Source organism: Chitinophaga niabensis, from assembly GCF_039545795.1.
Classification (GTDB): Bacteria; Bacteroidota; Bacteroidia; order Chitinophagales; family Chitinophagaceae; genus Chitinophaga; species Chitinophaga niabensis_B.
In genome coordinates this window covers 3,448,013-3,462,821 of record NZ_CP154260.1, presented here as the reverse complement: position 1 = coordinate 3,462,821, position 14,809 = coordinate 3,448,013, and the positions used below count along the sequence as shown (strand labels likewise).

The window sequence follows — 14,809 nt, the reverse complement described above, 5'->3', positions numbered from 1 at the left end:
AGTTGAGTCAATACTTTAGTTAGCAGGACTGAAATTATAACGAAGCGTTATTCCGTATGTTCTGGGATCACCCAGCACACCAGCATATTGCCCTGCATTACCGGCGGCTACCAGTAATTGTTCGTAGTAATCTGTGTTGAACAGGTTACGTCCCCAGATAAATACAGATACTCCTTTTGCTGCGCGGAAGCCGAGCCTGCCATTGAAGATCGCATAACCATCCACATTCAGGAACGGCGAGGGAGAGGGACTGGAAGAAAATTCAGAGCGATAGTATCCATCCAGTGCCAGGAAGTATCTTCCGCCCTGGGCGAGGAACTTACCACCTGTAGATAATTCACCACCCAGTGAACCGCTCCATTTGGAAATACCTGGCAGCCTGCCGCCGGAGATATCTTTAAATGCACTTGTACCGCCGGTTTCTTCTAACGGCACCGGTGCATTTTTGAAAGATTTGTATTTACCATCTGTATAAGCTACTGCACCGAAGATAGAAAAGTTGTTATTGAACCGGATATTACCGTCCAGTTCAGCACCACGTACCTGTACCTTTTCGGCATTGGCCAGGTAACCACGGTTTACACCGAGTTCGGCTGTTTGTACCTGCGTCTGGAAATCCCTGATATCCGTGTTGAAGATAGCCAGGTTCAGGGTAGAGGAAGCAGATGGTGTTGTTTTAATACCTATTTCGTAATGCTGTACGTATTCAGGTTTGATCTGCGCCAGTTCCAGCATCGGCTGGCCACTGGCGGTTGGAAGCCCGCCAAGGTTCAATCCAACAGGTTTATAACTTGTTGAGAAAGTAGCGTAAGTATTGATGTTGCCATTAGCTTTGAAAGCAACTGTCAACTGACCGGTAAGATTGGTATCGTCCGTTTTGGCATTAAATACCTGGTCAGTATAAACAATGTTCTTTAATGCAATTAATGCAGGATCTGTGGTTTGCAGACCACCATATGTTTTACGGTTGAAGTCAACCTTTTTGTCGTCATAGTTATAACGCAGACCTGGCAGTACGTGCAGTTTGGGGGTGATAGCCCAGTCTAATTGCCCGAATACTGCGGCGCTCAGTGTTTGCAGGCGGGAGGTAGTGCGGATGCCATATCCGTCCAGCAATCCCGGTGTTTTCCATAATTCGCTGGTGGTGCTTTGTGAAAAACGCCATTGTGCATCGCCGGATTCTTCTATATGTACGGGGGCTGTTTTAAGGTCCTGCCCGATCACGAACACACCGATCACACCACTCAGTTTGGAAGAGAAGTTACCGGCATACCGTACTTCCTGCGACCATTGCTTGTGTTTGGAAGTAGCCTGTGATAATGATAATACAGATAATCCTGTGAAATCACGGTCGTTGGATGGATCCCAGTTCCAGTAGCGGTAGGCAGTGGTGGAAGTTAATGTACCGTTGCCGATCTTTGCGTCTACGTTTAACGATACGCCACCTAAGTCGTTACCGGAACGCCAGGTGGTATTGTGATCCACCAGGCGGTCAAAAGCATTAAGGCTGGGCAGTTTGTAATTAAGATCTGCGATGATCGCATTAAACTGCCGGTAAGCGGGACGTTTTGTTGTTACAACACCTGCAATTACCTGTGCATATCCTTCAGGGCGTTGTTGCGCTGCGTCTGCGGCAAATGTGATGCTCACATTGTCACTGGGTGTGTATAGCAACTGCAACCGTCCACCGAGGTTATTGATATCATTGATGTATTTCTGGGAAGCTACATTATAGATAGTACCATCGCGTTGTGTCCCGGAGAAGGAAAGCCTGCCGGCCAGTTTGTTGGCGATCTTACCATTAACCGAGGCTTTTGCCTGTATGTATCCGTAGTTACCAAAGCTTACTTCTGCAGTGGCAGCTGGTGAGAAAGTAGGTTTACGGGTAGTGATGTTCAGTGCACCTGCTGTAGTGTTCTTACCGAACAATGTGCCTTGCGGGCCACGCAGTACTTCGATCTGTTCTATATCAACAAAGTCCAGTGTAGTGGCAGCAGGGCGTGCATAATAAACACCATCCAGGTAAAAACCAACACCGGGATCAATACCATCATTGGTAAGGCCGAAGGTAGAACCTAGACCGCGGATGTTGAGTGTGGTATTACGCGGATTGGAAGAATAGAGTTGTACGGTAGGGATCAGCTCTTTCACCCTGTTTACGTTAAAGGCACCGGCATCCTCAATTGCACCACCGCGTACAACAGATATAGCAATGGGTACACTTTGGATCTTTTCATTACGGCGCCGGGCTGTAACGGAAATTTCATTGAGCTGGCGGTTGTCTACCACCAGGATAACTTCCACTGAGCTCAGGTTTTGCTCAGTTACTTCAACTTCACGGGTTACAAAGCCAATGGAGGTAACAGCAAGGGTAACCGGGAATGGTGCGTAAGTCTGAAGGCTAAATTGCCCCTTGTTATCTGCAATGGCATGATTGGTTGAACCCCGCAGGCTAATGGTGGCGCCGGGTACAGGGGATCCTTTTTCACCCTTTACAACACCCTTAATTACTTTTTGTGCAATTGCGGCATTGACCAGCAGGGTAGTAAGGAAAAGGAGGGGAAGTACTTTTTTCATGATCGTTTTTAATATAGGTTGAGTTGATTAGTCTATATAGTCTACTGGAATTGTAGACAAATATATTATAGTATTGTTAACTTTTCATATTTTTTTTGAGGGAGGGATAAATTTTTCCCCTACCTGAATCTTTTTTCCCTTATTGGTGGCGGGTTTTAGCGGGGGTAATTTGCAGCATTATCTCAAACTAAAAATGGAATGATCATGACAGGAGAAAAAGTAACAGTGATAGGTCTTGGCTCAATGGGCGCTGCCATTGCCGGCGCATTGGTTGCAAAAGGTTTCAGGGTAACGGTATGGAACAGGGATACATCAAAGGCAGCTCCGCTTATTGAAAGAGGGGCGGTGCTGGTAACGGACCTTTCGGCAGCAATTGCTGCCAGTCCGCTGCTGGTGATATGCGTGTCCGATTATAAGATCACCCGGTCAATACTACATACTGCAGATGCCGCTGTATTGCGTGGCAGAACTGTGGTGCAGTTAAGTACCGGTACGCCTAAGGAAGCGGGTGAATTTGATGCCTGGGTGCAGCAACAGGGTGGAACTTCGCTGAATGGAGATATCATGTCCTGGCCGCGGCAGATCGGAACCAGTGAAGCCACCATCACCATAGCCGGTGCCAGCGCATCATTTAAGCAGTATGAGGCTACTTTACAGGCCCTGGCTGGTACGGTTGACCATGTAGGAGAGGAGGCCGGTGCTTCTGCGGTGCTTTTTAATGCTGTAATGGCGTACCTGGCGGGTAACTGGGTAGGCTTTTGCCATGGTGCACTCATCTGTGAAAATGCAGGGCTACGGCCGGATGCATTTGGTACACTGATCGCGAATATTTCCCCCATACTGGCTACAGAATCAATACATATGGGTAAAGTGATCCAGGAAGGGCGTTTTAACGAGCCGGAAAGTACCATCAATACCACCGCTATAGATCTTCACCTGCTGGTGCAGCATTCAAAAGAGGCCGGTATCAGTGCGGATCTGCCTGTATTCGCGGCCAACCTGTTCCAGCGTGCCGTGGATGCGGGTTATGGTGGCGAAGAACATGCGGCTATCATCAAAGTAATGCGGAAATCAGCTATTTAAGGAAGCATGTGCGTTTTCCGGGAGGAACTGGCAGGAGCCGGGTGTATACACGCGATTGTTACGATGAATGTATTCCTTGTGTGTATTACCCCAGGTTTCCAGCTGCTCAAGTACCGGCAACAGGCTTTCGCCCACTTCGGTAAAGTGGTATTCTACCCTGGCGGGAATATCGGCAAACACTTCTTTGTAAATAATCCCATATTCCTCTAACTCCTTCAGGTGCAGGTTAATAACCCGGGGAGCGATCACATCCATCTCGCGGTGGATGGCGCTTGGGCGCCTAACGCCGCGTTTGATGCAATCCATGATCCAGGATTTCCATTTGCCGCCTATTACTTTCAGGGCTACAGCCAGGCCACAATCCAGCATTTCGGGTATCTTTTTTTCGTACATAGCTCCAAAGTTAAAACTTGTGACGGAAGTAGGGGCCAGGGAAAAATTTTTCCCTATGGAATTAGTTGATTTGGGCATAATAGATTAATAGTCTACTTTTGCGGTAGACTATTTGGTCCCCGGGTATGAACCGGGGATTTTCTTTTATGATCCAGATAAGAAATATTTCAAAAACCTTCCTGCAACGGCATCAGCCTTTCAAGGCGCTGGATGATATCAATATAGACATTGCGGAAGGTGATATCGTAGGCATTATTGGCAGCTCAGGAGCTGGCAAGAGCACGCTCATCAGATGCGTGAACCTGTTGGAAAGGGCTGACGGCGGGCAGATCCTGATCAATGGCACTGACCTGATGCAGCTCGATAGCAAAACGCTTGCGCAGCAACGCAAAAAGATCGGCATGATCTTTCAGCACTTTAACCTGCTTTCTTCCAGAACGGTATTTGATAATGTGGCTTTACCCTTAGAACTTGACAAAGCGGATCCTTCACGGATAGAAAAGAAGGTGAGGGAGTTGTTGAAGATAGTGGGGCTTGAAGACAAAGCCGGTGAATATCCTAAAAGCCTTTCCGGCGGGCAGAAACAAAGGGTAGCTATTGCGAGGGCTTTGGCCAATGATCCCCATCTGCTTTTATGTGATGAGGCCACGAGCGCCCTGGACCCCGCTACTACCCAATCTATTCTGCAGTTGCTCAGGGATATCAATCAACGCCTGAAGATCACCATCCTGCTGATCACGCATGAGATGGGCGTAGTGAAAGCGATCTGTAATCATATTGCCGTGATCGATCATGGTAAACTGGTTGCCAAAGGTACACTGGCACAATTGCTTACAGAAAACAAACACCCCATACTGCAGCAATTTATTCAAACAGATAATATACCTGTGCCGCAGGACCTGTATGTTAAATTGAAGCCAGCCCATGCAGAAGGGCTGAATCCGCTGCTGGAGCTGGAGCTGACCGGGAATATTTCCTTTGATGAATTGATCACGCAATTGCAGGTATCTTATAAGCTGATTAAGGTAGATATCGAAAATGTAGGAACAACCAGCTTCGGTAAAGTGTTACTTCATCTGCAGGGAACAGGGCCTGATAATAATAAAGCCCTTCAGTATTTCAATCAACATGGCATAAAAAATACAATCAGAGGATATGTTTGATCCAGCTACTAATTCGTTATTGCTGAAAGGTCTTTGGGAAACGATTTTTATGACGTTCACTTCAGGATTTTTCGGCTTTGTAATGGGCCTGCCCGCGGGCATTGTGCTGTTCCTTACCAGGAAGGGGCAGTTGCTGGAGAATACATTGTATCATCGTATCCTTTCAGCGCTGATCAATGTATTCAGGTCTATTCCTTTCATCATTTTGATTGTTTGGATGATCCCTTTTACACGCAGTATTGTAGGTACATCTATCGGTGTTCGTGCCGCACTGGTGCCATTGAGTATCGGGGCCGCTCCATTTATAGCCAGGCTGGTGGAAAACAGCCTGCTGGAAGTGCCGTATGGATTGATAGAAGCGGCAAGAGCCATGGGGGCAAGTCCCTTTCAGATCGTTACAAAAGTATTGTTACCTGAAGCATTGCCTTCCCTGATCAATAATGCGACCATTACGCTTATTACACTGGTGGGTTATTCCGCCATGGGAGGAGCAGTAGGTGCAGGGGGATTGGGCCAGATCGGTTATCAGTATGGCTACATTGGTTATGATACTTTTATTATGAACACGGTACTGGTGCTTTTGGTAGTGTTGGTATTTGTTATTCAGTTCACCGGCGACAGACTTTCTAAAAAATTCAATCATAGATAAGATGAAAAGATCTCCATTTATCACAGCCATTGCTGCATTGGTTTTGTTTGCATCCTGCGGTAGTTCCGCCAGTGATGATCCTAACCATATCAAAGTAGGTATTACTTCAGGGCCCGAAAGAGAAATAGCGGAGGCTGCTAAAAAAGAAGCAAAAGAAAAGTATAACCTGGATGTGGAATTAATTGCCTTCAATGATTATGTAGTGCCCAACGAAGCACTTAATCAAGGCGATATTGATGTGAATGCTTTTCAGCATGTGCCTTACCTGGAAGCACAATCCAAACAAAGAGGGTATAAGCTGGCTGTAGTAGGTAAAACATTTGTGTATCCCATTGTGGCTTATTCCAAAAAGATAAAGAACATCGATGAGCTACAGCCAGGCAGCACCATTGCCATTCCTAATGACCCTACCAATGGAGGACGTTCGCTGCTGTTGCTGCAGAAGAATGGCCTGCTGAAATTAAAAGAGGGCGTAGGCCTGCTTCCTAAAATAACCGATATCACTGAGAATCCGAAGCAGCTGAAACTGGTGGAGATCGAAGCGCCACAACTACCCCGTGTATTAGACGATAAAGAAGTGACTGTTGCGATCATCAATAATAATTTTGCTGCACAGGCTGGATTAGACCCGGCTGAACTGGGATTATTGAAAGAAGAGAAAGAATCTCCTTACGTGAATGTGATTGCTGCCAGAGAGGATAATAAGGACCTTGAAAAAGTGAAGAACTTCGTGAAGGCTTATCAGTCTGAAGCAGTTGTACAGGCAGCAGCGAAAGCATTTAAGGGTGGCGCCGTGAAGGGTTGGTGATAAACTTCGGCGTGCCCAGATCCAAAGGACCATGTTCCGGCCAGGGCTGGTCCGGGATCTTCAATTCTATATGTGGCCATGATGCCCATGCATCATTTTTTAATGATGTAGCCGTAACGAGATTCTTTAGCACGATCTCCATATCATCCGTACGCCATACATCTTCATTTGCAGGCGCTGCTGAGGCCTGAATGGCTTCCTGCCCGATGCGTGAAATAACTACCGTGGAGCAGGGTGGGCTCCAGCATCCAAGCCCTGAGAATACGGCATGTATCCTGCCTGCCACCTCAATACCTCCTACTGAATCCATTGTAACCGCACATGCTACCGGCTTGCCGAAAAATGCAGGACTGTTTTCGAAGGTGGTGACTATTTCAATGAACCTTTGTAATGGGGAGCTCCAGTTATTCCAGTAAACGCCCGTTACAACCAGGAAGCCATCATAGCTGCTGATCAGGTCGTATACTTCTCTTATCGTTGGTTTGGGGTCTGTAAGGGTGAAAATGGCGTTTGAAATACCCTGATCCGTTAAATTGGCTTCAGCCATCTTTGAGAGCGCATGGGAGTTCCCTTCGGTGCCTCTGATCGATCCGTTGATAATCAATATTTTCTTTTGTTCACTTTCCATCATTGTTAAAGGTAAGTTTCTATGGTGCAAATCGTCTCAATTTTTTGACGTTTTTTCAACGCTGCTTTTCCGGACGACTTGCTATATTACGTATAAAGTTACCCGCTATGAAAAAGATCCTTGCCCTATTATCTTGCCTTTTATTATTATGCTATGCCTGCAGCCGGAAAACGGATGATCTGCCGGTTGAAAAGCAGAAACCGGAACTCCTGGCCACTACTTCCTCCACTTACGAAGATGATTATCCGGAATGGGGAACAACCGGTACTAACTGGCCTGCGCAGTCTGTAAATGAAACGTATTCTCCCATGCCGCAGGTGTATCGCAGTTTCCGGATCCTGAATAACATTGAGCCCTTGCTGGGAAGTTCCGGTTATTCGCTTACTCCCTACTTTCATGTACAATGGAGAAAGGTATATCCCAATGGTGCACCCATGAGCCGCTGGTATAATTATCATCCTACCATTCCGGAATATACGGCATTACGTATCGATACTTTGCCCGGTGTTTTTCTGCCTGGCTCCATTTATTGGCAATTCGATCTGAGCTCCGGCATGATGCCTCAGGGAAATATCCAGGTACGGGCCAGGATGTTGCTCAGCCCTACTACTGAATCAGACAGGGCCTCCGCCACTTTGTGGAGCACAGACAATAACTTTTTCGATAACATTTTTGGTTATTCCGAGAGCGGCGGCCCCGGCGGCGGGCAGCAGGTGAGTGTAAATATAGATGCTGATATAGAGGTACTGGTCAATAACCCTACTTACCGTTATTATGATTACCTGGAATTAAGTGCATTGGGCAGAACCCAGACATTCTATCCGCCAGCTCCATTGAGCGGAACAATATCCATGCGGGTGCCTTCTTCAACTAACGCAACGTATGATCAATCTAAGATCCATAACTATACTGCCACGGTAACGGCATTTCTCGGTAACGGAACAAAGGTGGCTTCCTACAGCAAAACATTTAGCAACATTATCCTCGTAAACAGCTCCATGGGGTCCAATCCAACCGTTTACTTCGATGATTATATGGAGTTTAATATTCCGGCCTGGTAAAGATCTTTCCCTGGAAAGGACATTTAAAACCGGGCAATCTGCCCGGTTTTTCTTTAAGATCATTGTTTAATAAACCTCACCTGTTTTCCTTCAAACTGAACAATATACATTCCAGCGTCAAGGCCGGATATATCTACCAGTACTTTCCCGGACAGATCTCCCTTTATTACTTTCGCTAATACTCCGCTCATGTTAAATACTTTGATCTCTTTGCCTTTAGCGGGAAGGTCCACATACACGAATGAGGATGCAGGATTGGGAGAAACCTTCAGGGCAGTTGCTTCAGTAACACCGGGTTTTATGTAGGAAAGTGTTTGCATCGTAGCAGCTACACCCTGATCTTCCAGTAGCCAACGCTGGTTCGGCGTACCCGTGGCACCGTTTGCCGCATAAAGGATCATTTTAGTACCGTCTGCTGAACTGCTCCCGGGATTGTCGATGATATTCCCGCTGCTCATGGCGGTGCGGATGAGGTAGGAGCCTGATCCGGCAGATACCAGCTGCCATTGCTGGTTGAGGCCGTTGGTAACAGTGTACTGAATGATCTGTACACCGGAAGTTTGATCGCTGTTTGCAATATCTATCGCCTTGCTGCTATTGCGGTTTACCAGCACGTAATTGTTTCCCTGTGAAACCAGTTTCCACTGCAGGTTGTTGCTGCTGCTATTCGTGTACTGAGCAATATAAGCGAGGTTAGCGGTGCTGCTGTTCTCTATTCCAAGGTATTTTCCGCTGTGAACATTTTTGATCTTATACCAGTTGCCGGAGATCCCGCCGGAACCCACTGTGAAGGTGGTGGTTTGGGCAGTGGATACACCACCGAATATATCCGTGATGGTAACACGGGCAGTATAGGTGCCGGCTGATAATGTGCCGGAGATCACCGCACTGCGTTTCTGCGGCAGTGTTTCTGTTGAAGATCCTACCACTGTATTGGAGGCGTTCCGGATCTCAACTGTAGAAGAGAACTGCGGGCTTTTGGTGCTACTGTTCGTCCAGTTGACGGTTACAACACCAGCATTATAAGATGCGCTTACAGTGCTTACTTCACCAATGGTAAGCGCAGGCGTACTGGCCTGATTGGTCTGGTCGGGCAGGTTTAGTGTGCGGCCGCCATTGAAGGCTGCGCTGGGCGTTACATTGCCGCCATGTTCCATGAAATAGGCATCTTCTCCGCTGTCGAATCCGGCATTGTAAGCCAAATCGTAAATGCCATTGCGGTATGCATCATTTGCATTACAACTGAAGTAGCGGCTGCTGGATTTTTGCCATACGCCTGCATCTGTCCGGTTCCAGCAATCCTTGAAGTAGGCTTTACGTACGAATCTTCCATCAAAACGCGGATCGCTGCCGTGCCAGTTTTCCAGGAATGCCCCTGACCCTGCGCCTAAAAAGGTAGTGCGTGTGGGAATGGCGAGCGTAGAGGTGTGGAACCATTGATTGTTGCTGAGATTCTGCACAAAGGTGCCGATAAAAAGTTCTCCGTTCAGTTTCCATGCCCTGATCACAAAGTTGTACCAGGTGTTGAGTGTCCAGTTGTAAGGATTGATGGTTTTGGCGCCATCACCTTCGCCTCCAAAGCGGCTATAGATGGTGCCTGCGCCGAGGTATGCCTGCCGCGCCAACACGCCTCCTGCTGTATTGGGATCCCACTGGGAAGCGATCAGGATCTTGGCGGAGCCGGATGAACTGTCCGGCGTGTGTTGCAGGCCAGCATAACCACCACTCCAGTTGAACACCGAAAAGTACGATGTGTAGGCGGTTTGGGTGATCTTTACTTTCATCATCTTTAATGAAGCATCACCTGGGAAACTGAACACAAGGTGTTGGGAAGGAGCAGCATTGCTGCTTTGGGCTTTTGCCGGCGGCGCCATATACAGGCAGCACCATGCCGTTGCCAGGAAGAGTAGCAAATAAATACGCATTGGGTTGATTTTGGTAGGTAAACAAAATACACGGTAGCTTATCACACGTACTTTGAATCTAATATTTCCCGGCGCAGGCTGTATAACGAAGGGACTTAATATGACATTTGCATGTCAGGAGTGATCTCTCTGCAATAGGAGAGTAGAGGTTTTGATACAATTGGGTGACAAATGAAAGATATCAAAGACTATCGTTGAGCCTTGCAATGTTTACTGATAAACATTGCAAGGCTTTATAAAACTAAGTGTATTTCTTCTTTGCCAGGTAATCGTGGCTTGCTTTAATACTTTCGAAAACATCTCCTTTGCTGGTGTCCTGTTCAACAAACCATTTTTTTAATCCTGCCTTATCCCGGGCTGCAAAAATTTTATCAAAGTCAATTTTTCCATGCCCCACTTCTGTTATATCGCCGGTACCGGCTTCCATATCCTTTACATGCCATAACGGAAACCGCCCCGGATATCTTCCGAAATAGTCAATGGGATCATGCCCTGCTTTTACAATCCAGTAAAGATCCAATTCCATCTTTACCAGATCCGCAGGTGTGTTTTTGATTAAATGATCATATAAAAGCGTGTCCTTGTATTTTTCAAATTCGAAGTCGTGATTATGATAGGCAAACTGAATGCCTGCGGCAGCAGTTTTTTCGCCGGATCTGCTCAGCAGATCCGGGAGTGATGCATAGATTTCCGGCGTTCTTTCGTTGTCGAATAAGTACGCGCAGGCCATGTATTTAGCGCCAATAAAATTTAAGTCTTCCACCGCTTTATCCCATCCATCGGTTAGGGATCCTTTTGCTTTTTCCTTCAATCCGGTAAGGTGATGCGAACTAATCACCTTTATACCGGCATTTGCCAATATAGATTTGAATTCAGCGGGTGTTTTTCCGAAAAAGGTGCCATCATAACCGTAAATTTCCAGTTCAGTATAACCCAACGCAGCCACTTTTGCTAAAGTTCCTTCTAAGTCTTTGGCAACAGCGTCCCTCACTGTGTATAATTGCAGGGCCATGGATTTTGCTTTTGATGCTCCGCCAAACAGATCTTTTGTGTACAAACCTGCTGCCCCCAAACTGATCGTCTGTAAAAAATGCCTTCGTTTCATGCTCTTATGGGTTTTAAATGAGAAGTTGAATGGTTTTCCCAAAAGTAAACATTTCATCATCAGGAGGAAGGGGTTTGTCTCATACTTTTTGAGCCTGCCGGGGCAGGCAAATGTTACCATCTGCCTGGTTCTCCCGTACAGGACGACATGGCCTAAAGATATTGCCTGAAAAAATTTCTTAACCGCTGCTGAAAATGGTTTTTATACAGCCCTTCGTATGCATGGCTCTGCCCGGGGAGTACCAGCATATCAAATTGTTTTCCTGCCTGAATAAGCGCATTGATCATTCGGTACGTATTGCCGGGATGCACGTTGGCATCCACTTCGCCTGTGACCAGCAACAAATGCCCTTTCAGCCCTTTTGCAAGGTCCTGGTTTAGCTTCACCTGGAAGCGGAAGCCGGAATCAATGCCCTGATAGGTTTCGCCCCATGTACGATTGTAAATGCGGTTATCATGATTTCCTGAAGAGGCTACGGCTACTTTATAAAAATCAGGATAAGTGCAGATTGCCGCCACGGCCATCATGCCACCACCGGAGTGGCCGAATATGCCAACTCTTGTGGTATCGATAAATGCATAACGCTTACCCAGCTGACTAAGGCCGGCCCTGTCGTCTTCCAGTGCATAATCGCGCAGGTTATTGTAACCATAGGTGTAATAGGCCTTTGAGCGGTAAGGTGACCCACCACGATGGCCCATGCATACAACTACGAAGCCGTTCTGCGCAAGTGAGGTATTATTGTAACGATCCAGCACAGTAAATTCAGACCATACTGTTTCTGTTTGCGGACCTGGATATACCTGCGAAATAACGGGATACTTGCGGCTGGGATCAAAATCGAATGGTTTCCACATCAGCCCATAAATATCGGTTATGCCGTCTGCCGCTTTTATCCTGAACATCTCCGGCTGCTTCCAACCGTAACGGTAGAGGCGGCGGAGATCGGGCTTCCAGGCGTCCATGATCAATGCACCTTTGGTAGACCGTACTACTATGCGTGGTTCCAGATCGATACGGGAATAGGTGTCTACCATGTACTTGCCTTCCGGGCCGATAAATACGCTATGGGTAGCGTTCTCCGGCGTGAGCAGGGTTAACTCTTTACCTGAGAAACGTACGCTGTAAACAAAGGCGTAATAGGGATTTATGCCCTGCCGCTGACCGTAGCCATAAAAATATAGCTTACGGCCTGTTGTATCAATTTTCGCGATCTTTCCTGCTGTCCATTCTCCACTGGTAACGGCCTGTTGCAACTGGCCATTGCCATCGTACAGGTAGTAATGCCCCCAGCCGCTGCGGTCGGACCACCAGAGGATATCCTTTCCATCGTTCAGGATATGTACTTTGAAGAGGTCCTCATTAATGAAAGGCCGGCTTACTTCGTGGAGCAACACCTTTACCTCTGCCGTATGCGGATCCACGGTACACAATTCGATCTCATCGCGGGTACGTTTTTTACGCAGGAAGAAGATGCGGTTGCCGGCGTATATGACTTCCAGCTCCTGGTCTTTCCAGCGTTCAGCATTGACGCGGTGCAGTGCTTTACGGGCCGTATCGCCGATAAACAGTTCGAACTGTGTCACGTCTTTATCGCCGGGTAGTTCGTACTTATATGTTTCCAGGCGCGGGCGTGGCATATACAAAGTATGTAGCACAGACATCGTTCCCACCTTCCGGCGGTCTTTACGCACTACATAAAACTGTGATGTGCCTTTAATCCAGTTCGCTTCGGACGCGGATTCGCGCTGTACGGTGGTATCATCGTCATTAATGTGAAAGGAATAATACAGCGCAGCATCGCGGCTCAACTGGTATTCCGCACTGTCCGCACAACGTCTTAGAAAAAGATTATGCGCACGGGAATATAGCTGCCATCGCTTGTCTGGTGATAATCCAGTAAGCCATTTACCTTGCGGCGCATTGGCGCGCGCGGCAGGCACAAGGTTGCCAGAGAGGAACTCGTACAGATAGCGATCGCCTTTGTACTCAACGTTAATGCCTCTTTCATTCCCAATACCCGGGCCATCGATTTTGATGGCGGCAGTATCGACCAGCAAATTGCGTTGTTTGCTTAGCAAGCCGGCTAATACTGTTCGGTCTGACATATTACGGCGGGTTTTCGTTGCCGGGTCGATGTAGTAGTAATTTCTTTCAGAACTGTCTGACGCTACAAACCAGAACTTGTCCTGCTTGTTCACGAAAAATGGTACTATACCCATAGAGCCGAATTGTTTGGCCAGGTTGGGTGCATCGAAATGCAGCGCGGCATCTTCCTGCTGAGCGAACAGCGTGCAGGGCAACAACAGCGCTGCCAGCAACAATTTATAACAGCGACTTAACATGGCGGGTCAGGTTCGGGTTTTTAGAATTAGCGGCCACGGCTTCCATCACTTCTCTCCAGCGTGGCGCATTATTTCTTCTGTGACTGGGGAAGAGGGAAAGGAAATCGAAAGTGATGTCGATGTTCTTGCTTTCGAACTTGCCGATATTGTCCGCCATCAGGTTCAGTACTTTGATAGAATCTTTTTCGCATGCTGCCTGAGCCATGTCCATCATCACAAGCAGATCTTTTTTGTCCGGTAGTTGCGTGCCTTTGATCTGTTTACGGTAGCGGTCAAAATCAGTTTTATTGTAAGCAAAACTTTTCTGGTACCAGCCTCTGAAGGTGTAACCTGTTAGCTTGCGGAAAACGCCTGAGATCTTATCGTTCACCACCTGTTTACCCTGTACGGCAGCAAAATCACGCCAGTGTTCCACCAGGTAATTAAAGTTCTCGCTGTTCATGTCAGACAGTTCACGGGAGTAATTGTTTTCGCCGAACATGAACCAGTTTTCCTTTGCAGCCTTCTGCTTTGAGGTAAGCATGTTAAAGTATTCGTGTTCGAGTTCTTTGGCGCGGGGCACTTCTTTCATCTTCAGAGCTTCCCAAATGTAGTCGCGCATCAGTTCGTGTGAGCGGTCACCTTCATTGTAACGGCGCAGCATGGAGGCAATGCGGTTAGCGGGATTCATACCTTCGCGTATCTTTTCCAAGAAAGGAGCAGCATCCATGCCGCCAACAAACTTGTACACGAGCTTACCATCACCATCCAGCAACAGAAAGGTTGGAAAAGCACCTACTGCGTACTGTTTGAGCATCGCAGGCCCTTCTCCCTTTTCCATATCCATTTTCAGGTTGATGAAATGATCATTAAAAAAATCAGCCACGCTGTCCTGTGTAAACACCTGCTTAGACATGTATTTGCAGGGCACGCACCATTCTGTGTAACAGTCTACGAAAACCATCTTTCCTTCTGCTTTTGCCCTGGCCAATACGGCCGGTACATCACTGTGCGCGAAAGTGATCTCCCTGTTTTGCGCGGGGGCTTTCAGTGCGGTTAACAGCAGCAAACATCCTATTATTCTTTTCATATG

The 14,809-nt window shown here is 47.3% G+C and carries 12 protein-coding genes; 5 read left to right on the top strand and 7 right to left on the bottom strand.

Going from position 1 to position 14,809, the window contains the following annotated elements; genetic code table 11:
- Positions 1 to 15 precede the first annotated feature (15 nt).
- Positions 16 to 2,577 carry a TonB-dependent receptor gene (locus AAHN97_RS13440; RefSeq protein ID WP_343308148.1) on the bottom strand — a complete coding sequence of 854 codons (2,562 nt, stop codon included), beginning with the start codon at positions 2,575 to 2,577 and terminating at the stop codon, positions 16 to 18.
- A gap of 204 nt (positions 2,578 to 2,781) precedes the next feature.
- Here AAHN97_RS13440 and AAHN97_RS13435 point away from each other — a divergent pair, with 204 nt between their 5' ends.
- A complete protein-coding gene (locus AAHN97_RS13435; RefSeq protein WP_343308147.1) occupies positions 2,782 to 3,660 on the top strand; it encodes an NAD(P)-dependent oxidoreductase in 879 nt (292 codons plus the stop codon).
- Here the strand turns inward: AAHN97_RS13435 and AAHN97_RS13430 are convergent.
- On the bottom strand, positions 3,649 to 4,053 hold the full coding sequence (locus tag AAHN97_RS13430) for a winged helix-turn-helix transcriptional regulator (RefSeq protein ID WP_343308146.1): 405 nt from the start codon (positions 4,051 to 4,053) through the stop codon (positions 3,649 to 3,651). The genes AAHN97_RS13435 and AAHN97_RS13430 overlap by 12 nt on opposite strands.
- Before the next feature lie 146 nt (positions 4,054 to 4,199).
- Between AAHN97_RS13430 and AAHN97_RS13425 the strand changes: the two genes are divergently transcribed.
- The 3 genes from AAHN97_RS13425 to metQ are packed head-to-tail and all read left to right on the top strand — an operon-like array spanning position 4,200 to position 6,673.
- Positions 4,200 to 5,216 (top strand): methionine ABC transporter ATP-binding protein, encoded by a 1,017-nt coding sequence (locus AAHN97_RS13425; RefSeq protein WP_343308145.1) that lies wholly within the window; start codon positions 4,200 to 4,202, stop codon positions 5,214 to 5,216.
- Positions 5,209 to 5,865 carry a methionine ABC transporter permease MetI gene (metI, locus tag AAHN97_RS13420; RefSeq protein WP_343308144.1) on the top strand — a complete coding sequence of 219 codons (657 nt, stop codon included), beginning with the start codon at positions 5,209 to 5,211 and terminating at the stop codon, positions 5,863 to 5,865. Before AAHN97_RS13425 ends, metI begins: the two co-directional genes overlap by 8 nt.
- 1 nt (position 5,866) lies before the next feature.
- The gene (metQ, locus tag AAHN97_RS13415; RefSeq protein ID WP_343308143.1) at positions 5,867 to 6,673 is read left to right on the top strand and encodes a methionine ABC transporter substrate-binding lipoprotein MetQ; all 807 of its coding nucleotides are present in this window, start codon (positions 5,867 to 5,869) and stop codon (positions 6,671 to 6,673) included.
- On the opposite strand, the gene AAHN97_RS13410 is transcribed toward metQ, so the two are convergent.
- Positions 6,645 to 7,304: an NAD(P)H-dependent oxidoreductase gene (locus tag AAHN97_RS13410; RefSeq protein ID WP_343308142.1), complete on the bottom strand. Its 660-nt coding sequence runs from the start codon at positions 7,302 to 7,304 to the stop codon at positions 6,645 to 6,647. The two genes, metQ and AAHN97_RS13410, sit on opposite strands and share 29 nt — an antisense overlap.
- Before the next feature lie 104 nt (positions 7,305 to 7,408).
- Between AAHN97_RS13410 and AAHN97_RS13405 the strand changes: the two genes are divergently transcribed.
- A complete protein-coding gene (locus AAHN97_RS13405) occupies positions 7,409 to 8,362 on the top strand; it encodes a hypothetical protein (RefSeq protein ID WP_343308141.1) in 954 nt (317 codons plus the stop codon).
- 59 nt (positions 8,363 to 8,421) lie between these two features.
- On the opposite strand, the gene AAHN97_RS13400 is transcribed toward AAHN97_RS13405, so the two are convergent.
- The 4 genes from AAHN97_RS13400 to AAHN97_RS13385 all read right to left on the bottom strand — a co-directional run bounded on the left by AAHN97_RS13400 (position 8,422) and on the right by AAHN97_RS13385 (position 14,806).
- Complete coding sequence (locus tag AAHN97_RS13400) at positions 8,422 to 10,287, bottom strand: DUF3472 domain-containing protein (protein ID WP_343308140.1); 1,866 nt, start codon at positions 10,285 to 10,287, stop codon at positions 8,422 to 8,424.
- A gap of 241 nt (positions 10,288 to 10,528) precedes the next feature.
- Positions 10,529 to 11,392: a sugar phosphate isomerase/epimerase family protein gene (locus AAHN97_RS13395; RefSeq protein ID WP_343308139.1), complete on the bottom strand. Its 864-nt coding sequence runs from the start codon at positions 11,390 to 11,392 to the stop codon at positions 10,529 to 10,531.
- Between the two features lie 152 nt (positions 11,393 to 11,544).
- Positions 11,545 to 13,737 carry a S9 family peptidase gene (locus AAHN97_RS13390; RefSeq protein ID WP_343308138.1) on the bottom strand — a complete coding sequence of 731 codons (2,193 nt, stop codon included), beginning with the start codon at positions 13,735 to 13,737 and terminating at the stop codon, positions 11,545 to 11,547.
- Positions 13,718 to 14,806, bottom strand: a complete 1,089-nt coding sequence (locus AAHN97_RS13385) for a thioredoxin family protein (RefSeq protein ID WP_343308137.1) — start codon at positions 14,804 to 14,806, stop codon at positions 13,718 to 13,720. Before AAHN97_RS13385 ends, AAHN97_RS13390 begins: the two co-directional genes overlap by 20 nt.
- Between the last annotated feature and the right edge of the window lie 3 nt (positions 14,807 to 14,809).